Origin of the sequence: Mucilaginibacter lappiensis (genome assembly GCF_900155965.1) — a bacterium.
GTDB classification, from domain to species: Bacteria; Bacteroidota; Bacteroidia; order Sphingobacteriales; family Sphingobacteriaceae; genus Mucilaginibacter; species Mucilaginibacter lappiensis.
The window spans coordinates 612,485-635,186 of the sequence record NZ_FTMG01000001.1 but is presented as its reverse complement, the minus strand read 5'-3'; the positions used below and the strand labels follow the sequence as shown (position 1 = coordinate 635,186).

Annotated in this window: 14 protein-coding genes; 13 read left to right on the top strand and 1 reads right to left on the bottom strand. The window is 39.3% G+C overall.

Translation table 11 applies throughout. From position 1 onward, the window contains the following. Positions 1-5: 5 nt before the first annotated feature. The 4 genes from BW976_RS02625 to BW976_RS02610 all read left to right on the top strand — a co-directional run bounded on the left by BW976_RS02625 (position 6) and on the right by BW976_RS02610 (position 7,298). Positions 6-1,142: a SusE domain-containing protein gene (locus tag BW976_RS02625; RefSeq protein WP_076370081.1), complete on the top strand. Its 1,137-nt coding sequence runs from the start codon at positions 6-8 to the stop codon at positions 1,140-1,142. A gap of 58 nt (positions 1,143-1,200) precedes the next feature. Then, positions 1,201-2,373 carry a glycoside hydrolase family 76 protein gene (locus tag BW976_RS02620; RefSeq protein ID WP_076370079.1) on the top strand — a complete coding sequence of 391 codons (1,173 nt, stop codon included), beginning with the start codon at positions 1,201-1,203 and terminating at the stop codon, positions 2,371-2,373. An 80-nt stretch (positions 2,374-2,453) separates the two neighbouring features. Continuing rightward, positions 2,454-4,610, top strand: a complete 2,157-nt coding sequence (locus BW976_RS02615) for a GH92 family glycosyl hydrolase (RefSeq protein ID WP_076370077.1) — start codon at positions 2,454-2,456, stop codon at positions 4,608-4,610. A gap of 525 nt (positions 4,611-5,135) precedes the next feature. Continuing rightward, on the top strand, positions 5,136-7,298 hold the full coding sequence (locus BW976_RS02610; protein ID WP_076370075.1) for an alpha-galactosidase: 2,163 nt from the start codon (positions 5,136-5,138) through the stop codon (positions 7,296-7,298). A 19-nt stretch (positions 7,299-7,317) separates the two neighbouring features. Here BW976_RS02610 and BW976_RS02605 read toward each other — a convergent pair whose 3' ends face one another. Beyond that, a complete protein-coding gene (locus tag BW976_RS02605; RefSeq protein WP_076370073.1) occupies positions 7,318-8,217 on the bottom strand; it encodes an AraC family transcriptional regulator in 900 nt (299 codons plus the stop codon). Positions 8,218-8,389: 172 nt separating this feature from the next. On the opposite strand from BW976_RS02605, the gene BW976_RS02600 reads away from it, so the two are divergent. The 9 genes from BW976_RS02600 to BW976_RS02560 all read left to right on the top strand — a co-directional run bounded on the left by BW976_RS02600 (position 8,390) and on the right by BW976_RS02560 (position 22,681). Next, positions 8,390-9,097 carry an RraA family protein gene (locus BW976_RS02600; RefSeq protein ID WP_076370071.1) on the top strand — a complete coding sequence of 236 codons (708 nt, stop codon included), beginning with the start codon at positions 8,390-8,392 and terminating at the stop codon, positions 9,095-9,097. Then, the gene (locus BW976_RS02595) at positions 9,084-12,002 is read left to right on the top strand and encodes a glycoside hydrolase family 2 TIM barrel-domain containing protein (RefSeq protein WP_076370069.1); all 2,919 of its coding nucleotides are present in this window, start codon (positions 9,084-9,086) and stop codon (positions 12,000-12,002) included. Before BW976_RS02600 ends, BW976_RS02595 begins: the two co-directional genes overlap by 14 nt. A 36-nt stretch (positions 12,003-12,038) precedes the next feature. Then, on the top strand, positions 12,039-13,205 hold the full coding sequence (locus BW976_RS02590) for a mandelate racemase/muconate lactonizing enzyme family protein (RefSeq protein WP_076370067.1): 1,167 nt from the start codon (positions 12,039-12,041) through the stop codon (positions 13,203-13,205). Between the two features lie 14 nt (positions 13,206-13,219). Next, positions 13,220-13,999, top strand: a complete 780-nt coding sequence (locus BW976_RS02585; RefSeq protein ID WP_076370065.1) for an SDR family NAD(P)-dependent oxidoreductase — start codon at positions 13,220-13,222, stop codon at positions 13,997-13,999. 37 nt (positions 14,000-14,036) lie between these two features. Further along, positions 14,037-14,930, top strand: coding sequence for an SMP-30/gluconolactonase/LRE family protein (locus BW976_RS02580; RefSeq protein WP_076370063.1), 894 nt, complete (start codon positions 14,037-14,039; stop codon positions 14,928-14,930). A gap of 951 nt (positions 14,931-15,881) precedes the next feature. Beyond that, a complete protein-coding gene (locus BW976_RS02575) occupies positions 15,882-18,893 on the top strand; it encodes a SusC/RagA family TonB-linked outer membrane protein (protein ID WP_076370061.1) in 3,012 nt (1,003 codons plus the stop codon). Between the two features lie 34 nt (positions 18,894-18,927). Further along, positions 18,928-20,427: a RagB/SusD family nutrient uptake outer membrane protein gene (locus BW976_RS02570; protein WP_084192057.1), complete on the top strand. Its 1,500-nt coding sequence runs from the start codon at positions 18,928-18,930 to the stop codon at positions 20,425-20,427. A 10-nt stretch (positions 20,428-20,437) separates the two neighbouring features. Then, on the top strand, positions 20,438-21,547 hold the full coding sequence (locus BW976_RS02565; protein WP_076370057.1) for a discoidin domain-containing protein: 1,110 nt from the start codon (positions 20,438-20,440) through the stop codon (positions 21,545-21,547). Between the two features lie 27 nt (positions 21,548-21,574). Continuing rightward, complete coding sequence (locus BW976_RS02560) at positions 21,575-22,681, top strand: DUF5007 domain-containing protein (RefSeq protein ID WP_139332175.1); 1,107 nt, start codon at positions 21,575-21,577, stop codon at positions 22,679-22,681. Positions 22,682-22,702 lie beyond the last annotated feature (21 nt).

Sequence of the window (22,702 nt, the reverse complement as noted above, 5' to 3'; positions counted from 1 at the left end):
GTAAAATGAAGACTTTTATAAAACTAAGCATCATGATTATTTTAATCACGATGGCTTTTACTTCCTGTAAAAAGGATACAAGGGCGCTGAATACTGATGTGGCCCCAGTTACAGCATTGAATGCGCCCACAAATCAGGCAAGTTTTAACCTGCAACCGACAACAGGCCCAAGTGTGCTGTTCACGTGGAATGCCAGCACAACGCAAGACCTGGTACTATATGAGGTAGCTTTTGATAAATCCGATGGTGATTTTAGTAAGCCGATTTATAAAGTACTTTCTGATGGTTCAGGCGTTCAGCCACAGGCAACAATAACACAAAAAGTTTTAAATACGGTTGCATCGCTGGCGGGAATTGCGTCATTAAGTACCGGAACATTTAAGTGGGCGGTTATTACTTCAAAAGCAACTAACGCAAAAGTTAGCGGCGATAGTCATATTATCCAGGTTACCAGACCTGCCGGATTTGCAATACTTCCAAATACACTTTATCTTTCTGGTACAGCTACAGAACAAGGTGATGATATTACCAAAGGCATCGCTTTCAAAAAAACCGGCGATGGTACTTTTGAACTTTACACTTCCCTGCAACCAGGAAGTTATACCTTAGTAGATAAAAATAGCGGCTCGCCAACAGTATACTCCATACAAAATAACACCATGGTTGTAGCAGGCGGAAGTACAGCGATAACCGGTACTAAAAACGTGTATAGGATTTCTATTGATCTGAGCAACGCTGCTGCAACTCTTACGCAGATTGTTTCCGTAGGTTTTTTCTCGGCACCTGATAACAAGGTGTATTTCACTTTACCTTATATAGGCAACAGTCAATGGGAAATTGCTAATACAACTATAGTTATACCGAAGGAATCCTATGGTTTAGATAGTCGGTATAAATATAAATTTGTGGTAATGGACTCTGCCGGAAATCAATCTGTAGAATGGTATGGAAGCGTGAATTCAGACAATCCTGATCCTTCTGCCACTTCGCCTTTGTCTTATTATTATATGTATCCGGTTGATAACTCACAATATAATTTTTGTTTCAAGATCATTCCTACCGCTAATAATAGGAACTGTAATGTTAACGTAAATTATAGCCCGGGCATTGCCAATTATACCAATACCATCACTATAAAATAAAATGTAAAGGGTTGTGCTTTATAAAGCGCAACCCTTTCATAATTAAATTGATATACTTATGAAAAAGAAATTGATCCTTCATATAACAGCTATATCCATGATATGGATTGCACTGGCAGTATGTTCCTGCTCAAAAAAGAACGACCCGATAACACCACCGAAAACGGTAGATACAACAGTGAAAGGTGTGACTTATAATTATTCATCGCTGGCAGATTCACTGCAGAATACCACTTATTCTGCTTTTATATCGGCCAACGGAAACTACTATATCCAAAATAATGCGGGCAACACTAATTTTAATTACTGGCCCAATGCACACATGCTGGATGTTTTAACGGATGCGTATTTAAGAACTCAAAGCGTTGTTTACAGCCAGCGTATGAAAACGTTGTTAAACGGAATTAAGATAACAAATGGTGGGGGATACCCCAATGAGTTTTATGATGATATGGGCTGGCTGGCCAATGCAAGCTTGAGAGATTATACAATAACGCATGATGCGGATTATCTGAATGTGGCTCAGCAATTATATACAGAAATAAAAGGAGGGTCAAATACTATTGCAGGAGGGGGAATTGCCTGGCAGCGATCTCAGTTATATTATAAAAATATACCATCAACCGGCAATGCAACTATATTAGCTGCTCGTTTTTATGAATTACAAAATAAACCGGAAGATCTTGCCTTGGCTAAAAGCTTGTATAATTGGATGAAAAACAATTTGGTTAATCCAACATCAGGCGTGGTGCTGGATGGAATTAACCGCAACCAGGACGGGCAGGTTGATAACTGGATATTTACCTATAATCAGGGATTATTTATTGGTTCGGCTGTGGAGCTTTATAATATTACTAAGGACCCTATGTATCTTCAGGATGCTATACGTACCGCTAATAATGAAATTGCTGATCCGAACCTTACAGTAAATGGAATTCTCAAAAATGAAGGACAAGGGGATGGAGGTTTATTTAAAGGTGTTGTGGTACGTTACCTAACCCTGCTGGTTGAGCTATCTGACCTGGATGCGACTAATAAAGCTAAATATGCCAACTTTCTGCAAATGAACGCCGAATCGCTTAGTGCTAAAGGTATAAGCAGACCATCAATGATGATTAGCCCGGATTGGACTAAACTTCCATCTGGTAGTACAGATCTTACCACCCAGCTAAGTGGTGTTATGATGATTGAAGCCGCTGCAAAACTAAAGACAGAAGGGAAAATTCAATAAATGTATATTGCTGTTCTATTTAAAGATTTAGAATAGTTACAATTTGGGATCAATTGATTTAATCAACTTATTTTTAAAGAATGAGAAACTCCGCTAAAAGCATTTTAAATATAATACTGATAGTGTTGCTTGCATCAACTACAAGTAAAGGTCAAACTATAAGTACTTATACAAAGTATGTAAATACGTTTATTGGTTCAGAAGGGGTTACTGATCCTAAAATATTGGGTTACGAGTTACCGAAAGGTTGGAGAGCGTGGTCGGGGCTTACCTTTCCCGGCAGCTCTTTACCCAATGCCATGGTACAATTAAGCCCAATGACAAAATTCCAGCCTGCTGGTGCTGGATATGAATATGAAGACTCGGTTATAGTAGGTTTTACACATACCAATAAAGGGCATTGGAATTTGGGTAATATTCCTATCCTGCCTCTCTCAAATCCGGGCGCTCAATTTGGTTCAAGATTTACGCACAAAAAAGAAAGTGCCTCTCCTGGTTTTTACCAGGTATACCTGGATGATTATCATGTTAACGTGAGTTTGACATCTACCCTAAGATGCGGTTACCATAGATACGAATATAAGAACAATATAGACAGGCAAATACTTTTTGACTTATCTAAAGCCCTTAGCCACGTATCAACCTGGAAGATTGAACAGGTTGGCGAGTTTGCTTTACAAGGCTTCCAGAGTGGTGAAAACGTTTATTTTTATGCGGTACTGAATACCAAAATTGAAAAATTAGAAAAGAAGGATGAAGGACAGCACACAGGTTTTGCCATAGTTCATTTAGCCAATGGTAGTACAGGGCCCGTTGAGCTTAAAATAGGCCTTTCATTTGTGAGCGTAGAGAATGCGAAACAAAATTTGGAGAAAGAAATAGGTAATAAAACATTTGAGGTCATTCGTAAAGAGGCAAATCAAAAATGGGAAACCTTATTGTCATCTATCCAGGTAAAGGGCGGAACATATAAACAAAGGCAAATGTTCTATTCGTGTTTTTACAGATCATTTCTGTGGCCGGCATTGCGCAGTGATGTAAACGGAGAATTTACAGATATCAAGAAAAATGTAGTAAAAACGGGAATTACCTACTATACGGAGCCTTCGTTGTGGGATACCTATCGTAATAAGGATGTACTTTTGGAGCTTATCAGCCCGGATGTTACACTTAATGTTATTAAATCCTTGAAAGATAAGGGAGATAAGACGGGCTTTATACCCACCTTTTTTCATGGTGATCATGCTGCATCTTCTATTGCAGGGGCTTATCTCAGGGGTATTGATAATTTCGATATCAAAGGTACTTATCAGTTACTGCTAAGGAATGCCAATGTAGAAGGAGGAACGCGTCCATTCATAGTAGAATATATTAAAAAAGGCTATATAGCTGATCCCGATATTGCTAACCCTAATGTAGAGACTAAAGGTAAAGCCGGAGTATCCAAAACGTTAGAATATGCTTATGATGATTATTCCGTTGCCCAGATCGCTAAGAAATTAGGCGATACTGCCAATTACAAAATATTGATGGCAAGATCCAAGAATTATAAAAATGTGTTTGATCCCTCTACAAAATTTATGAGGGGTAGATTAGAAAATGGGGAATGGATTAAAAACTTTAATCCCCAATATCCTTACTATGAATATATGTACAGGGAGGCGAATGCCTGGCAGGTATCTTTTTTTGCGCCCCATGATATGCCTGGATTGATTAAATTATATGGTGGATCGAAGAACTTTGAGGCAAAATTAGATTCATTTTTTACCACACCATGGAATCCCAATTATATTGCCAGAAATGTAGAAACCATGATAGGGCAGTATTGTCAGGGTAATCAGCCAGATCATGAGGCGCCTTTTGCCTATTATTTTGTAGGGAAGCCGTGGAAATCACAGAAGATCATTGATTATATATTAAATAACTTATATGGCATCGGTGAAAGAGGATTGGAACTTAGCGGTATGGATGATGCCGGAGAAATGTCAGCATGGTATGTGTTCAGTGCATTGGGTCTTTATCCTTTTTCGGCCACAGATCCCGAGTATATAGTTACGGTTCCGCTTTTCGATGAAGTAAAATGGAAAACAAATACAGGTAAAATATTAACTATAACAAAATCCGGAAAGGGAAGAACCTTAACATCTATAAAAGTAAATGGTAAGGAAATTAAAGGTTATTTCGTGCCAAATAATTTGTTTCATAGCGGCAGCAAGATTGAGGTTATTACAAAGTAGTTAACCTGCTAGAAAATTATCGTAGGATTCATTTAAGTCTCTTTTGGCAAAGGCCTTGTAGTCAACAAATTTAATTCATTAAAAGAATTACGAGCATTTCCTTTAACCGGTTGGAGGTATTTACTTTTCAATCGGTTTTAATTTCATCTCAACAATCCCTTAAATACATCATCAAAACCTGTATTTATCCAATAAATAATCCATCTGGATGGCCAAATAATACAAATAAGGTTAAAATATGGTTATAACTCGGCAAATTTCGAGTAGGATGTACAGCCAGCTAGTGATAGATTTGACCCCAACCAATAGCTAAAGCGAATAAACTGCACAATACCAATTATCTCAATGGATTTTATGAAATATATATTTTCTATTCTATTTATTTTGATTTTTGGCAGCAGTGCTATTAAGGCGCAAAATCAAAAGAAATATTTAAATGATCGACATTATTAATTTGCTATTTATTAGCCAAACAAATTAAAAAGCACTCGTCTAATTAGCATTTTTAAAAACTTGAACTTTATTATGAAACAACTATTGTACATGATAATATTTTCGTGCTTACTGCCTTTTAACTTGCAAGCACAAAAAATTATTATTGGCACTAAGGCGTTTGCCATCGTATATCAGCGGGATGTTGAAGGCCATTTGCAGCAAATTTACCTGGGTAAAAAATTATCAGATACAGCAGGATACAGAAATATCAATACGGCCCTGAGTCCCGCTTATGCAACCGGTGGCTCAACATATCTCAACGAACCCGCTCTGGCTGTAAAACATGCCGATGGCAACATGTCCCTTGTTTTGGATTATGTGTCGTCGAAAACGAGCAATGAGAACAATAACATTGTAAATACAGAGATTGACTTAAAAGATCCACAATATCCGTTTTTTGTAACGCTGCATTACCGGGCCTATCAAACACAAAACATCATTGAAACCTGGACAAGTATCCGTCACATCGAAAATTCGGATGTGATACTTAACCGCTATGCATCAGCTTTTATTAATATTAATTCGCAGCAAAATTACCTTACTCATTTTTACGGAGAGTACAATTATGAAATGCAAATGCATAAATTCCAGCTTGCCCCAGGCATATTCAGCATTCAGTCAAAGCTTGGGGTAAGAACGGCTTGTAATTATAATCCATCCTTTATGGTATCGCCCAATAATGACGTTACTGAAAATACAGGGGAAGTTTTTGCCGGAACTCTTGCCTACAGCGGTAACTTTGATATCCAGTTTGAATCACTGCAAAAAAATGTGGACATGGGTAATTCTCTAAAAATCATACCGGGAATTAACGCCTATGCCTCATCGTATGCATTAAAACCGAAAGAAAATTTTGAAACACCACATTTCATATTTACTTATACTACTAATGGCGAAGGACAGGTAAGTCGTAATTTTCATAACTGGGCCATTAATTATGGAATATGGAACGGTCACCAAAAGCGGCAAACTTTGCTGAATAACTGGGAAGCCACTTATTTTACCTTTAACCAGGATACGCTTGTAAATTTGTTCGACGGGGCTAAAAAACTTGGCGTTGATATGTTTTTGCTGGATGACGGATGGTTTGCCAATAAATATCCGCGCGACAATTCGCGGGCGGGGTTAGGTGACTGGGATGCGAACAAAAAGAAACTGCCGGATGGCATAGGCTACCTGGTAAAGCAGGCCACAGCAAAAGGGCTGAATTTTGGGATATGGATTGAACCCGAAATGGTTAACCCTAAAAGTGAGTTGTATGAAAAACATCCTGATTGGGTATTAAAAGCTCCAAACAGGCCAGAGCATCTTTACCGTACGCAATTAGTGTTAGACCTAACTAATCCAGCCGTTCAGGACTTTGTATTCGGGGTTATTGATAAACTGATGAAGGAATCTCCAAATATTTCCTACATGAAGTGGGACTGCAATCGCTCAATAGACAACGCCTACAGCCCTTATCTCGGAAAAGATCAGGATGTTATGTATGTACGCTATACGCAGGGTTTTTATAAAGTATTGGATCGGGTACGCGCAAAATATCCGAACCTGGATATGATGTTGTGTGCAAGCGGGGGCGGCCGCGTTGAGTATGGCGCATTAAAGTATTTCCAGGAATTTTGGCCGAGTGACAATACTTATCCAATGGATAGGATAAAGATTCAATGGGGGTATTCCTACTTTTATCCTGCGCTTGCTATTTGTGCACATGTTACTGCTGCTGGTAGTGAGTCGCTGAAGTACAAACTGGATGTAGCCATGTCATGTAAGTTGGGTTTTGACATTATGGTTAAAAAAATGAGTGAGCGTGACATTGCTTTAAGCCACACAGTAACTGATAATTATAGACGACTGCAAAATGTAATCAATTATGGCGACCTGTATCGGCTTGTTTCACCGTACAAAACAAATTTCGCGTCGCTTATGTACGTAGACAGTACAAAAAAGAAGGCTGTCGTTTTTGCTTATAACCTTGAAAGCATTGAAGCTGATACTTATCCTGAATTAAAAATGAATGGCCTTGACCCGAATAAGAAGTATAGGATTACTGAAATAAATTTAAATAGTGGGGCCAAGGTAACATTTACCGAAAATGGTCAAATATTTAGCGGTGAAACATTAATGGAGCAAGGACTGAAATGGTATTTGAAATGGGCACGTACAAGTTCGGTGTTGGAATTGGAGGCTATTTAAAAGACAAGATCGGTGGCCCTTATAACAAGGGTGAAGAACCTACAGGAGAATCTGCGAATTTTGATTTCTTTCGGTATTGTGATGGGGTAAAGCCCGTAATTGATTTGAAAAACTTGTTAAAGTTGGGGAGGTTATTATATCCACTTTGATAACATACATCTGATATGGAATAACTTTCATCCTGGATTAATTTGCAGGCATGACCTATTCGCAATTCATTCAGGAACTGTGTAAACGATTTTTGGGTTCGGTTTTTAAAAAAACGACAAAATGAATTGGTTGTCATGTTGCATAAATCTGCTACCTCTTTAAGCTCTACGTTACGGTGAAAGTTGTGCATTAAAAACTGGTATACATCGTTTATTCGTTTGGTGTCTTTTTCATCATACTGATTTTTAAAAGAGAGGCTCGCCAAATACTTATACTCCTGTGAGGTTGACAAAATTTCCATGGTTTGCAAAAAATAAATGATCTTTTTAAACCCATTATTTTCTGACATCCCTGCAAGTATCTTTGTTACTTTTTTGCTGGTCTCTCCATAAAACCTTAAACCTCTGGCTGATCTTTTGATGAGCTCTGCTGTGGGAGCTAAAATATTTTGCTCATCTGTTAAATTCAACAAAAAATCTGGGGGGAAATAAATAACCGTTGATTTAACATTCCCTTCTTTTATTTCATGCTGAAATGCTTCGTCGTTTTTCCATATATGGGGCAAATTAGGGCCCATTAATACCAAGTCACCAGCTTCAAAATTGTCTATATGGTCGCCAACAATACGCTTCCCAAAACTTTTTTCCACCCACACCAATTCACAAAGCTGATGAAAATGTAACGGTGATGTAAGGTAAGCGGTGTCTAATTTCTTTATTTGAATGGTCTTACTGCCAGGTAAATTAATATCTATTAACTGAGGTTTCATTTAAAGATGTATAAGTGTTCAAAATAAAACTAAATTAACTGTTTTTTATAATTGTAAATTGAATTATGGTAAAATAGTTTATTAAATGGCTAAATAGCTTTTTGTAAGTTGATTGGTATGCGGTCTATATTTATCCTCAATAAATCAAGATACTTAGCGTACCCAATAATACATGACAAATAACAATAACTCGGAAATACTATGGTCTGGCGATGATGAACTTTTTCAACTCATACGTGCAGAAATTTATACAGCTGTAGTGGGTGATATTATGGATAAGATGGGCTTTCTTCACCAGTTTTTACCTCCTCAAATCAAGCCATTAAGGCAAGATATGTATATTGTAGGAAGGGCAATGACGGTATTGGAAGCTGATGTGGTTTCTGAAAAAAGCGAACATAATCCTATACTAAATAAACCTTTTGGCCTGATGCTGGAAGCTTTGGATGATTTAAAAAAGAATGAAGTGTATATCTGTGGCGGAGCTTCGCCAACTTATGCTTTGTGGGGCGAGTTAATGAGTACAAGGGCTATTAAGTTGGGGGCTGCGGGGGCGATAGTGGATGGTTATTCAAGAGATAGCAAAGAGATATTAGAGCTGAACTTTCCAACTTTTTCTTACGGTAATTATGCACAGGATCAGGCGACTCGCGGAAAGGTGATTGATTTTCGTGTGCCAATTAAAATCAATGGGGTTAAAATAAATTCTGGCGATGTTGTTTTGGGTGATATAGATGGCGTTTGTATTGTACCCAGGGAAATTGAACAAGTGGTATTCAAATTGGCCATTGAAAAAGCCAGGGGCGAAAAAATGGTGCGAAAAAAAATTGAAGAAGGTATGAGTGCAAAGGAGGCATTTGAAAAATATGGCATCCTATAGTAATCGACTTTACTGGCTATTTTGGGTCTTTTTTTTCCCTGTTTACTGCTTTGGCCAAAACACAATCAATGGATTTGAAATTCCCAGGATCTCACCATTACCTGCAAGCACAACAGGGACTCAACAAGCGCAAATTTTATTAAATGGTAAATGGGATTTTCAGGTGCTGGGCCATGTAGCAAAGCATAACATAAACGTACCTGGCGAGTGGGAAATGCAGGGATTTACCGTAAATGAAGGTGAAACCGCTGTATATAGCTTAAAGTTGAACATTCCGGCTGATTGGAAAGGCCGGCAGATAAAAATACGTTTTGATGGTGTAAGTTCTCACGCGGTTGTAAGGGTGAACAATATAAAAGTAGGTGAGCATGAAGGTAGCTTTGTTCCGTTTGAGATGGATATTACCAAGGCCCTTAACCTTAATGAGAATTTATTACAGGTAGAGGTGCAGGCGTTAACGATTAGTGATAGGTTGGCATGTACTTCTCAATATGCTGTACACACCGTTGGCGGTTTGTTACGTAAAGTAGTTTTGTTTGCGGTACCCTCAACAAATATCGCGTCTGTTATAAGCACAACAGCTTTTGACGCGCAGTTTAAAAATGCCACATTAAAAATACAATCCAGCATAGCCAATGATGCTTTACAATCAACATCTGCCCAGCTGCAATATGTTTTAATGGATGTAAAGGGTAAGGTGATCTTTCAAAAGCTGTCAGCATTGAAAGAAAATATCGCACCTAATGGTACCATCAACTCACAAACCAGTATCGCTGTAAACCAGCCAGAGCAATGGAATCCCGAGCATCCATACCTTTATCATTTAAAAAGTACCTTATTAGTTAATGGCAAGGCCGTTGAAACAGTAAGTCAAAATCTGGGATTCAGGCAAATTAATATAAAAGGTAATCAATTGCTGGTGAATGGAAAGGTTATAAAATTACACGGCGTAAACCGACATTCCATATATCCGTTAACAGGCCGAAGTATTAGTCCGGAATTGGACCGTAAGGATGCTGAACTATTTCGTGCCGCCAATTGTAATTACATCCGGACATCGCATTACCCACCCTCCGAAGAATTTTTAAATGCCTGTGATGAATTAGGTTTGTTTGTAGAAAGTGAAGCCTCTCTTTGCTGGATAAATCATGGCGCATCACCCATCTGGAAAAAATGGGATTATAAGGATGAACGGTTTTTGCCTTACATGGTTAATGCCGATGTCGAAAATGTATTGGCGGGTCGTAACCATCCATCCATCATTATCTGGTCACTCGGAAACGAGTCGGTGTGGAGCCCTTTGTGGGAAAAGGTATTAGCAGTTGTTAAAATGCTCGATCCTTCGCGTCCGACAACTTTTCATGACCAATGTTGGGGTGGTTATAATAATGCCCATAGTAAAGCCGATATCGCTGTATATCATTATCCTGGTATCAACGGGCCCGCTGCAAGTGATACCATGAAACGTCCGGTTCTTTTTGGTGAATACGCACATATTTCCTGTTATAACCGGCGTGAATTATTAACTGACCCGGGTGTTCGAAGCAGTTACGGAAAGCCCTTGGAAACGATGTATGATTCCATGTATTATCATAAAGGGTGCCTTGGGGGCGCTATATGGAGTGGTATTGATGATACCTTCCATATGCCTGATGGGAGGATTATAGGTTATGGCCCCTGGGGACCCATAGATGGGTGGCGCCGACCAAAACCAGAGTATTTTGGTATGAAGAAGGCCTATTCGCCTATAAAAGTAAAGCAGATCATCTGGCCATCAACAGGTAAAAAGTATATTGAATTAACCGTAGAGAACCGCTACGATTTTACATCATTAAAAGAAGTAACCATCACTGCTGTTTTAAACGATGTTCCACAATTAATTAAAGCAGATATTGCCCCACGCAGCACTGGAGTTATCAGGATTCCTGCAGATAATGTAAAAACACTGGAAATAAGCTTTAAAGACCCAAGGGGCTTTATTGCCGATGAAGAAAAATATGAAATGGCAGTTGATCAGACTGTACCAACTAGTCAAAATACGGCAATATCTTATACGGAAAATGATGCCGCTTATATGGTAAAACAAGGTGGTGTACAATATATCATCAGTAAAAATACAGGTATCATTACCTCGGCACGAAAAGGTGAGATGGAGATATTAAAACAAGGTCCGGTATTTAGCATGGTACCCATGAATAAAGAGGATGGCGGGAAACCCAATGTAGCGGGTGAAACATATCAGAATAGTATTTATCCGCTCAAAAATTATCCTTTATATACTTTATTTGCCCGTAATATTGTAGTGCAAAAGATTGATTCTGGATTGGAATTCTCTATGGATATTACTTACTCTGATTGTAAAGGCAAACAAACCTATTTATTTTCAAATGATGGAAAATTGATAACCGAATACGAGGTACAATATAATAAGGCTGATATATCTCCTTACCAGTATGGATTGATGTTACAGTTACCAAAATCATTTGATCAGCTCAGTTGGAAACGAAAAGCGGAATTTACTGTTTATCCCGCAAATGATGTAGCCCGGGCAATAGGTACAGCCATGCTTAATGCAAAGCATTTGAAGGCGGTGGAGGACTGGGGCATTGTACAAAAAGGAGATTGGAAAGATGATGCAAATGATTTAGGAAGTAATGATTTTCGTTCTACCAAGCGATATATTCAAAATGCGTCATTACAGAATAATGAGGGAGACCTGGTTAATGTACTTTCTGATGCAACTCAAGCCTCCCGGACCTGGTTACAGGACGAGCATATAAACTGGCTGATAGCTGATTATTGTAATAACGGGTCAGAACCATTTTATGGTTCTCCGCACTCAGCCGGGAGAATTAAAATAAAAGATAATATTTTAAAGGGGAGACTAGTGCTTATATTGAAATAAGTTGCGAAAACCACAAGCAACTGTTACTAAAAAAATATGAAAATTACAGATGTAAAAGTATGGCTGGTTGAAGGAGTTAAATACAACTGGACACTACTGAAAATATATACAGATACCGGGCATACTGGGGTTGGCGAGGCCACCAACTGGCCTGGCAGCCCTATTGTTTACAATGCCGCAAAACATGTAGGAGAGCGTATTATAGGACTGGACCCTATGAAGACAGATTTTATATGGACAAAATTATATCGTGACCTGAATTGGATTGGACCTTACGGAGCCAGCATGTGCGCTATTAGTGGTATTGATATGGCCTTGCTTGATTTAAAAGGTAAAGTACTCAATACCCCTTGTTACGAGTTACTGGGCGGGGCATTCCGTAAGGAGATTTTATTATATGCCAATTATTGGTTTACCGGTGGCGGACATAATGCTGATGATTATGCCACGCAGGCAAAAAAAGTAAAGGAAGCCGGGTTTACCGGTTTAAAATTTGATCCCTTTGCCCATACAAATTATTTATACGGCGAAGACTTGTCAAGCAATCTAACCCTTACCTCAGCTCAGCAAGATCTGGCATTTAATGTTAGTAAAGCCGTTAGAGATGCGGTAGGTCCGGATTTTGATATCATGATTGAGACCCATGCCATGCTTAATTACCGGGTTGCGGTAAAAATGGCTCAACGATTATCTGAACTTGATATTACCTGGTACGAAGAACCCGCCGGACCTGAAAGTGCCGACACCTTAAGGGCTATGCGTGAGCGTATCCCATCTAATGTATCTATATGTGTTGGTGAACGACATTATACGCGCTATGGTATCCGCCCGGTATTAGAAAAAAATATTTGTGATATCATGATGCCGGATATTACCCGTTGTGGTGGCCCCTCAGAAATGAAACGTATGGCTACCATGATGGAAACCTATAATGTTTTATTGGCACCTCATAATCCTAACGGACCTTTATCAACATTGGCTTCTGCTCATGTATGTGCATCGGTACCCAATTTTTTCAGGCAGGAATTTATGTTCAATGATGTGGCATGGAGAGATACTGTGATTACTCATCCTATTAAAGATATGATCAGAAACGGGCACCTGCATTTAAGCGATCGCCCGGGTTTGGGTGTGGATTTGATAGAAGAGGAGATGGAGAAACATCCGGGAGTGACAGTTCCGAGACCTGGTTTTTATGTATAATAAAAGTATATCATATGTTTCAAATTGATCTTAGCGGGAAAACAGTACTGATAACCGGGGCTTCATCGGGCATAGGATTAGGTGTAGCCAAAATGCTCGCAAAGGCAGGCGCAAACATTTCGGGCTGCGGTTTGGAAAATAACGGTAGTGAGTTTATAAATGAAGTAGAAAATCAAGGAGGTCAGGCACAGTATAGTATATGTGATGTTACCAAAAAAGAGGAGCTGCAAAAACTTGTTCAGGATACGATTGAAAAATTTGGTCAAATAGATATTTTAATATCCAATGCAGGGGGCAATATTTTTGAAGGTCTTGAAGATTGTGATGATGAACACTGGACTCAAAACATCGATCTGAACCTGGCATCTCATTGGCGATTGGCAAAACTATGTAAACCTTATCTCCAAAAAAATAATGGGGTTATTATTATCATGACTTCCAATCATGCGTACAGTTCCATTCCTGGCTGTTTCCCATATAACGTGGCTAAAACAGCTTTGACAGGCCTGGTGAGAAGTATGGCTATTGAATGGAGCCCTGAAATAAGAACAGTGGGCCTGGCTCCCGGTTTCATTGATACCCCAGGCAATCAGGAATGGTTTAACTCATTCCCAGATCCTCAAAAAGAAAGAACACGGACGGTAAATATGCACCCGGTTAAAAAATTAGGCACTACCGATGAGATAGGTGCCTGGTGCGTTTTTCTTGCAAGCAGTTATGCTGCTTTTGCTTCGGGTACCACTTACCTGATAGATGGAGGTAGAAGTGCCCTGATGCAGGAAAATAGTATCTAAAAAAGAAGTAACAGATTATCTACCTAATAATTTATTTATGCAAATTTGGAACGCAGAAATACTCTATAAAACTGATTTGATTCTAGGCGAAGGTGCATATTGGCACGAAGACTGGAAGATGTTTCTGTATGTGGATATTGAAGGACGAAAAGTAGGGTGTATTAATCCGGTAACAAAAGAAATAAAGGAAAAGTATGTTGGTAAAAGGGTAGGGACAGTTGTGCCAGCCACTAACGGTAAATTGATAGTCGCATTGCAGGGTTCAATTGAAGAACTGGACTTTGAAACGGGGAAATTGAGAGAATTAGTAACGATTGAGCAAGATAAGCCAAATAATCGCTCTAATGATGGCAAATGTGATGTGGTTGGCAGGTTGTGGATTGGGACCATGCATGTAGATGCAAAACTACATGAAGGTGCGTTATACAGATTTGATGGCGGGATAAAAAAAATGCTGGATAATATCAGTATATCAAATGGGATCTGCTGGTCGGCTGATAACCGGACCATGTATTATATAGATTCATCTGATTATAATATCAAAGCCTATGATTTTGATCTGACTTCAGGTGATATTTTTAATGAGCGGGTTATTATTCAAATAAGAGAGCCTGATCATACCCCAGATGGGATGTGTATAGACAAAGAAGGAATGTTGTGGGTAGCCATCTGGGGCGGCGGTTGCGTAAATCGCTATGATCCCGGTACTGGCAATTTGATTGGCCGCGTAAATGTTGACGCACCAAATGTTACCAACTGCGCATTTGGAGGAAACGGTATGAATCAGTTATTTATCACTACTGCCAGAGCTGATCTGAGCGATGAACAACTAAAACAATATCCATTGAGCGGTTCTTTATTTTGTGCTGATATAAGCGTATTCGGAGCGCATACAAATCAGTTCATATCACCAGCTACGAAGCCTTATTAAAAAGATATATTGAGCAATATCTGTGTTTAAAAAATATCAGATAACTGAGATGATTCAGGTAAACTGATCGAACCGTTTTTCGTGCATATTCCAAAATAAATAAGCAGATTACATGATATAGATGTGGAACTCCGGCCAAGGTGGGATATAATAAAGAAAGCCTAAGAAGAGCTAATTCAGTTAAAGCTTATTATGAGAGTATTTTGTGAATACCATAATATTTAAACTTAAAACTGTATAAATTACATTTTATGAAGATTTTTGCTTGTTTATAGTCTTATTTGGGCTTGTTTTTATGACTTTATGTTGTTGGTAATGTTGCACATTTTTAAAGATGAGTTAAATAAAGAATCTTTTTTTTATCAATTTTTCAATTTTTATCGATTGTTTTTGATTGAAATAATAAAAGTTTATTATTTTTTTAATATCACTTGGTAAAACGTTTTTGTTAATTATATTTGTTAAAACCAATTGTAAAAAATACGTTACTGCTCAATAGTTTAGTCCACCTGAAAGACTTCTTTTTGAGATTTATGTACTTATTAAATTAACCAATATCACTAACATGAAGAATCTGATTTACCTGTACCACATCTTCCGGGAGCCAATAGCCTGATAAGGAAGCCATCAATAAAAATCTCTTGTTGAGTTTTTTAGATGCCAAGAGTATTTATTAATTAACCCAATCACCAAAAGGGAAAAGAACACTAGGGTTCCGTCGTCCTCATGACAAACCTGTGGGTGCATAATTATGCACTGTTGTCAAGAATATTCCTGCAGATTATTTTTGATAACGTGTTCTTTTTGCTCAAAATCACCGCTATGGAAAAAGAATTACATTCTACTTAATCCAAAGGCATCCTTTGTTCGCATAAATCATTTGCGGACATAACAGGATATAGCCCTTTAAATCACAAATTTTTATTTCATCAATCTAAAGATCCATTAATTATGCGATACTTATGGCTGTGCCTTGTGGTTTTTGCTGCAATTACCACGTGTGCACTTACTGGCTTAGCTAAAGGGAATGAGGGTAAAAAAGGCAAAATGAAGCATGCTGTTTTTAATAATAATGTCTATGCCCGCCGTGATACAGTGGTTAAAGATTCATTACTAAAAGACAGTATAAATATTATTAAAAGACATACTATTTATAATAAACTGACAGACAGTGTTAGCAAAAAACCTTATGACCTTTCAAAGTTCCCTGGTGTTTCCCTGCAACAACTTTTAAAAGGACAATTTGCCGGTTTATATATCCAGGAGCCTTCTGGTGAGCCGGGTAGTGTGCAAAATATGTTTATAAGGGGCGTACCTATGCCGCTGCTTTCTCCCAGGGACGTTTACCAATCGCAGCCATTGGTTGTATTAGATGGCATCCCACTCGTAACGGAACATCCGTTCGCATACGATATACAACTATATAACTATAACAGAATGGGTACTGCTACCAATCCTTTTGCTGATATCGATATGAATAATATCGCTTCTGTAGAGGTGTTAAAGGATTTGGCTGCCACTGCAATTTATGGTCCGCGGGCAGTTAATGGTGTTATCATTTTAACATCTAAAACCCCTGTGGCTGCCAAAAGCGTCACTTTTGATTCTTATGTAGGGTTGGCGCAACGCCCGCATGTAACTACTATAAATGGCAAATATGAAAACGCTTTCAGGCAACGTTTTTATGACCTTTATACAACTAATGGAAGATATTCAGATGATGAAAATTATCCTATTTATCTGAGCGATTCGTTAAATAATGTTTATAGCGGAAAATCTGACTGGAGCGATCTTTATTATCGTAACGCGGTGGTTTATGGTATCAACTTCGGTATCTCCGGAGGAACCGACCGGGCTAATTTTCGTTTCTCATTGGGTGATTTGAAAAATGAAGGTGTTGCTGATGGCACAGGGCTAAACCGATATAGCGCCATGTTCAATATCAACATGAAGCCTATAAAATGGCTTCTTTTTTCTGCTATGGTAAATGCCAACCGGGTTGAGCGGCAACGAAATAAATACCTGCGTGACCGATTTGCACAGATCAATTATTTTCCGGACCTGAGCGCGCCGTTGCCACCAAACAAAGACTTTTATGCCGATTACCTGGAACAGTACAAAAAAGGTTTTGATAATAATAAGAACAATATTATTGATGGTTATGCCAAAATAGGTATCGACCTTGGGAAATTCAAGTTTGTGACCACATTTAATGTGGACTACAATGAAGGGTACCGAGATGTATTTTACGCGCGTACACTTTTACAAGGCAATAGCTATGCCTCCAACTATTTTGGGTTTAGCCAACGCATAATGGCAGATAACAGGGCAACTTATGATCTGACCATAAATAAAGTACATGATTTTCATTTTGAACTTGGGCAATCAACCCAATGGGATATTTATAAGTATAGCAACGCCTATGCATATAAAGGAGTTAATGACTATATCAAAATAAACCTGTTAGTTTCAAATCCTAAAAATCCGGATGGGTCTGATAATCCTGACTATCTGAATACCACAGCTTTCCCTCGTGAACTAACCTACCGTTTCCTGGATAAGACTAAGGACAACCTGGTTTCTTTTTACGCTAAAACCGATTATTCATTTAAAGGGAAATATTTTTTATCGGCAACGGTACGCGCCGATGGGTCGTCAAACGCCCAACCTACCAGCAGGTGGTTCTACTCGCCTGTGCTATCGGCAGCCTGGAGTATTAAAAAAGAACTGCTTAGCAATAATACTATTATAAGCGATCTTGTTTTACGTGCAAGCGCGGGTAGGTTAGGTAGGCTTAATGCATTTGACAATTATGCACAGGGGCCTCAGTATACCGCGTCGGTAGGATATACTGGTAATTTAACTGTGCCTGGATATAACGGGTTTGGTGTATTAACCAGGCCGTACTCCACCGGATGGGTTGGTTATGGAATTCCATGGTCATACTCAAATCAATTAAACCTGGGCACCGATGCAAGTTTATTGAATAACCGTTTGCACCTTTCGGTTGATTGGTATCTGAAACAGGAAAAGAATTTACTAATTGGTATCCCAGCCTTTGCCGAGTACGGTTATAAACAGTCAATAGAAAGCGGTATGGCTGTAAATAATACCGGTATTGATGTATCTATATCGGCCAATATTATCCAGAGTAGAAAGTTTGGATGGACCTCCTCCTTAAATCTTAATCATAACGCCAATAAATTAAAAGCCCTGCCAAGAGGTTTGAAGCAAATTACTATCGATAATAAGCTTTTAAAGGTAGGCAGCCCGGTTGACCAGTATTGGTTACTGACTAATGATGGCATTTATAAATCGGAAAGCGAAATACCGGTGGTAAACGGTCAGCCGCTTAAATATAATGGTATCGCATTACATGCTGGTGATCCCAGATGGCGGGATATAAACGGCGACAACGTAATTGATAACAACGATAAGACATTAAAAGGGCACTCATTGCCTCGCATATCAGGTGGTTATGATAATATCTTTAGGTATGGTAACTGGAACTTAAACGTAAACCTCTATTTCAACCTAGGACGCGACCTTATCCATCAGGAAATGGCGAACCGCTTTGATTTTATTAACCGCGAAGGTAACAGCGATGTTAATTCTGTTAAGGAGATTACATTTTGGGAAAAACGCGGTGACTACAGCAAGTATCCTTTGTATAACCCTTGGAGCACCGTTATCCCATATCGTGTTGATCAAGACCTTTTTCTTGAAAATGCTTCATTCCTGAAATTAAGAACAGTTTCAATAGGATATGACCTTACCAAAGCTGTGCGCTCAAAGAAAATTAAACTCTCCAGGTTTTATGTGTATGCAACGGCCAATAATGTATTCACCATAACTCCTTATACAGGGCAGGATCCGGAGCTGGTAAATTATGATGGTTATGACACAGGTTACGGTTTGCCAATACCAAGAACATACACCCTTGGTGTAAAAATGGAATTATGATATGAAGAACGATCACAAAAATCATGTTATAAAAATGAAAAAGATACCATGTATCGTGCTGCTGTATATAACAGCGCTAATGAGCTGTAATAAAACGCTGGATATTGATTCATCAAGAGTTGTTGGTGAAAAAAACATGTGGAATAAGCTTGAAGATGCACGTGCCGGCATATTAGGAGTTTACGCCCTCACCCGAGCAGCTTTGTCTGACAATGATGGGCACTGGCTTTATGGCGATGTAAGAACAGGGGAGTTTATTAGCCCCAACCGACAAGATCTAAAGGCACTGGCCAGTAACCAGCTAAATGCATCCTATCCAACTATTGATGCCTTGTCTGACTGGACAAGGTTTTACGCCATAGTTAATGCTGCAAATATTTTTCTTGAACGTATTGGTGATGTAAAAGCCGCTGATAAACGCTACACAGACAATTATCTGAAGGTTGATGTTGCACAAGTTCGCTTTTTACGGGCTTTTACATATTTCTATATGGTGAGGATATGGGGAGATGTGCCATTTGTCACCGCTTCCCATGATGGTAAGTTTGAAAACCAGCCGCGCGAGAACAGCAACAAAATACTAGTATGGGCGCAGCAGGAAATGCTTAAAGCAGCCACCGATCTGCCTTTTGTTTATAGTGGCAATGATGTTCAGCAGCCTGGTAATTATTATAATGAAGATGCCACAAGGTGGGGCGGAGCGTTGGCTACAAAAAATTCGGCTTATGCGGTTTTGGCTCATTTAGCGGCATGGCAGGGTAACTATGCCGATGTGGCTACCTACACCAAATTTGTTGAAGACAATTACGGTAAAAGCGGAATCAATTACCAGAGCACCGAAGATCTTACCAAATCAAACGGGTTCTTTTTTAATAAGAACACCAGTCAGATGTTTGGCTTTGATTCCGATTGGGGACATATCGACGGGTCTGTAGCAGGCCACCTGGAGGAACTGACACTGGCCGAGCCTGTGGTGAATAAAAAGGTGCCTGATATCTATATCCCTAAAGATACTATCCTGAAAATATTTGATCAGCCTAAAGATGAACGCTTTAGTATAGACACGCTGGGCCAGCCCCGTTCAGAAAGATACTTTACCAATATTAATGGCAAGTACCCCATTTTTAGCAAAATAAAGGTTATTCAGGGAGGAGTTTCCGATCCAACTTTCAGATACTTTACCAGTGCATTAATTTTTACCAGACTGGAAGATATCGTGCTGCTTAGGGCAGAAGCATTGGCTGTTTTAGGCGATTTGACTGGTGCCGAAAACGAGGTGACTGTGGTAATGACCAGAAGAGGGATTACCGAAATTGATTTCAGCCAGGATATCATTGACCTGATATTTAAGGAACGGCACCGCGAACTTCTGGGCGAAGGGCATCGATGGTATGATCTGATACGCTACAACAAGATCAAGCAAAACAACCCTGTATTTCTGAAACTGATTAATTCGCAGGGTATATACTGGCCGGTATCGCGTAAGCTTATTTCACAGAATACCCTGCTAACTCAAAATCCATTTTGGAAATAACTGACCATATATGAAAAAGCTAATAAAATATATGAGCGCTTTAAAGCCCCTGTTGCTCATAATGTTGTTGCAAAGCGCCTGTAAAAAAGATGGCGGTTATCATAATGCCGCAGGAATCAGTACAAAATTCTCGGGTAATACCTATGAGTATTTGAAAAGTAAACCGGGTGTATATGATTCATTGCTGGCTGTGATAGACAGGATGGGCTTAAAACAAATGCTGGTGGATAGCAGCGTTACCCTTTTCGCGGTTACCAATCCAAGTTTCCAATTGGCCATTAATAATCTGAATACACTGAGACGCCAAGGTGATAAAGACCCGCTGTTTTTGGCAAACATTGATGGTGTACAGTTGGATACTATGGTTTCATACTATATTATCAGAGGTAAACGTACCACTGACTCCCTGCTTCTGCAGGACGGACTCGATCTTTATAGCGTGCGTTTTGGATATCCAATGCATGCCAAGGTTTCTAAAATATCGGCATCTGGCCTCACAAGCGGCGGTCCTGATGTTATTGAATACAGTAATACCAAACGGAGCAAGTTCATCAGAAACTGGTCTACCACTACAACCGGATCTAATAATATCGGTACCAAAAATGGCATTGTCCATGTAATAAGCCCGGATCACATCTTCGGTTTTGATGAATTTGTATCGCGGTTAACATTTGTTCCGCCACCGCCAAACCTGATGACCTTGATAGGAGGTAAGCTTACTGTTTTAAGAGATAACGATGGGGGGCCCGATAATGGTGAAGGCTCTAAAAAGGTAATTGATGGCGATGATCATACTAAGTTTCTGGCCAATCTTCAAGGGCGTTTGTGGATGCAGTTTGAGTTGAATGAACCTGCAGTATCAGGGGTGTACACACTTACGTCTGCTAACGATGCTCCGGAACGTGACCCCAAAGCATGGACCTATGAAGGTTCAAATGACGGTAAAGCATGGACCGAGCTTGACCGCAGAAGCAACTTCTTTTTCGAGGAACGATACCAGACAAAAGTTTTCAGGTGCCCTAATACTACCGCTTATAAGTTTTATCGTGTAGACATCACTGAACTACGCGACGGTGGCCTTTTCCAACTGGCCGAATGGACTATAAACAAAGTGAAGTAAGTTATGGAAGATCAAAATATCAATGCAATGAAAAAAAATATGCAGATGCAAATATTCGTAAAAAAAGGATTTATAGCTATCCTGTTTGCTGCAGCAGCACTCAGCAGTTGCAGAAAGCTATATGGTATTCCGGACGAAAAGGATTATCTGAGCTCAAACATAAACTACAGCAATAAAATTTTTGAACCAATTTTAGGGCGCACCACTTTAATGGGTGGGTTTAACGGGGATAATTCAACCCAGCCGATAAAGTTTGAGATAATTAATGCCCGTTTTGGCGATGGTAAACCCGTTACGGACCTTTTTCAGAAAAAGCAAACCTATGTATGGACAGCCCCTTATAATGGTCTTGAAAAAAGCCTTGCCGAAATAGAGTCTAAAAGAAAACTGGAAGAGCATCCATTATTTGAAGTGCGCTCGTCCGGTGAGTTCATTATGTGGGCCTCATCTACCAATGAACTTATTAAACCAAGACCTGCGGATAGTACCAACTTTCCGCAGGATACTCGTTTCTTCGACATCAAAATAAGCAATACCGGTGGCAGCACCGTTATCAGGGATCTGCAGGTACGCCCGTTTCGCGAACGCCTGTATGAGCCTTCTGATGATTTTAACATTTACTCTGGCGCGCCGGCCCCACATCCTAAAACTCCTTACAACCCTGCCAGCCGAAACTATATCAGGCCATTTTTAAATGGTGTAATAGGGGCAACAACAGATATACCGCTGCAAAGTAACGATGATAAAAAGGATGTAGTGGTTTATATACGCCCTTTTAATGGTGGTACAGGAAATTCACTCAGGTTCAAATTTCTGAACAAGGATTCGGTTGAAATGAACCCTGCTTTATTCAACGAAACCGTATGGGATAAAATAGTACATGGGTTTAACATGCAAAAAACGGCAACCTATGTGCAGTATGACGTTGCATATCCCATTCCGCTGGTAGAGATACCAACTATTTATGCGCCTGGAGGAACCAGGGATCATGCCGAATTTAAATACTCAAGAATTGGGTTTGGTGGTGGCCGGGTAGTGGCAAGTTTCGGCATTGATTTCGCCATTTATAAAAAAGGGAACTGGGAGGTAGTGTTTCACTTTTTAAAGGACAATCCAAAGTTTGAAGACGAATAACCGAATTTAAAACTTATCACG

What these genes read in the sequence shown, in the direction of transcription:
- BW976_RS02560 (WP_139332175.1), top strand. Translation starts at nt 21,575, where the DNA reads ATGAAAAAAAATATGCAGATGCAAATATTCGTAAAAAAAGGATTTATA.
- BW976_RS02615 (WP_076370077.1), top strand. Translation starts at nt 2,454, where the DNA reads ATGAGAAACTCCGCTAAAAGCATTTTAAATATAATACTGATAGTGTTG.
- BW976_RS02610 (WP_076370075.1), top strand. Translation starts at nt 5,136, where the DNA reads ATGAAACAACTATTGTACATGATAATATTTTCGTGCTTACTGCCTTTT.
- BW976_RS02585 (WP_076370065.1), top strand. Translation starts at nt 13,220, where the DNA reads ATGTTTCAAATTGATCTTAGCGGGAAAACAGTACTGATAACCGGGGCT.
- BW976_RS02570 (WP_084192057.1), top strand. Translation starts at nt 18,928, where the DNA reads ATGAAAAAGATACCATGTATCGTGCTGCTGTATATAACAGCGCTAATG.
- BW976_RS02575 (WP_076370061.1), top strand. Translation starts at nt 15,882, where the DNA reads ATGCGATACTTATGGCTGTGCCTTGTGGTTTTTGCTGCAATTACCACG.
- BW976_RS02590 (WP_076370067.1), top strand. Translation starts at nt 12,039, where the DNA reads ATGAAAATTACAGATGTAAAAGTATGGCTGGTTGAAGGAGTTAAATAC.
- BW976_RS02625 (WP_076370081.1), top strand. Translation starts at nt 6, where the DNA reads ATGAAGACTTTTATAAAACTAAGCATCATGATTATTTTAATCACGATG.
- BW976_RS02595 (WP_076370069.1), top strand. Translation starts at nt 9,084, where the DNA reads ATGGCATCCTATAGTAATCGACTTTACTGGCTATTTTGGGTCTTTTTT.
- BW976_RS02600 (WP_076370071.1), top strand. Translation starts at nt 8,390, where the DNA reads ATGACAAATAACAATAACTCGGAAATACTATGGTCTGGCGATGATGAA.
- BW976_RS02580 (WP_076370063.1), top strand. Translation starts at nt 14,037, where the DNA reads ATGCAAATTTGGAACGCAGAAATACTCTATAAAACTGATTTGATTCTA.
- BW976_RS02605 (WP_076370073.1), bottom strand. Translation starts at nt 8,217, where the DNA reads ATGAAACCTCAGTTAATAGATATTAATTTACCTGGCAGTAAGACCATT.
- BW976_RS02620 (WP_076370079.1), top strand. Translation starts at nt 1,201, where the DNA reads ATGAAAAAGAAATTGATCCTTCATATAACAGCTATATCCATGATATGG.
- BW976_RS02565 (WP_076370057.1), top strand. Translation starts at nt 20,438, where the DNA reads ATGAAAAAGCTAATAAAATATATGAGCGCTTTAAAGCCCCTGTTGCTC.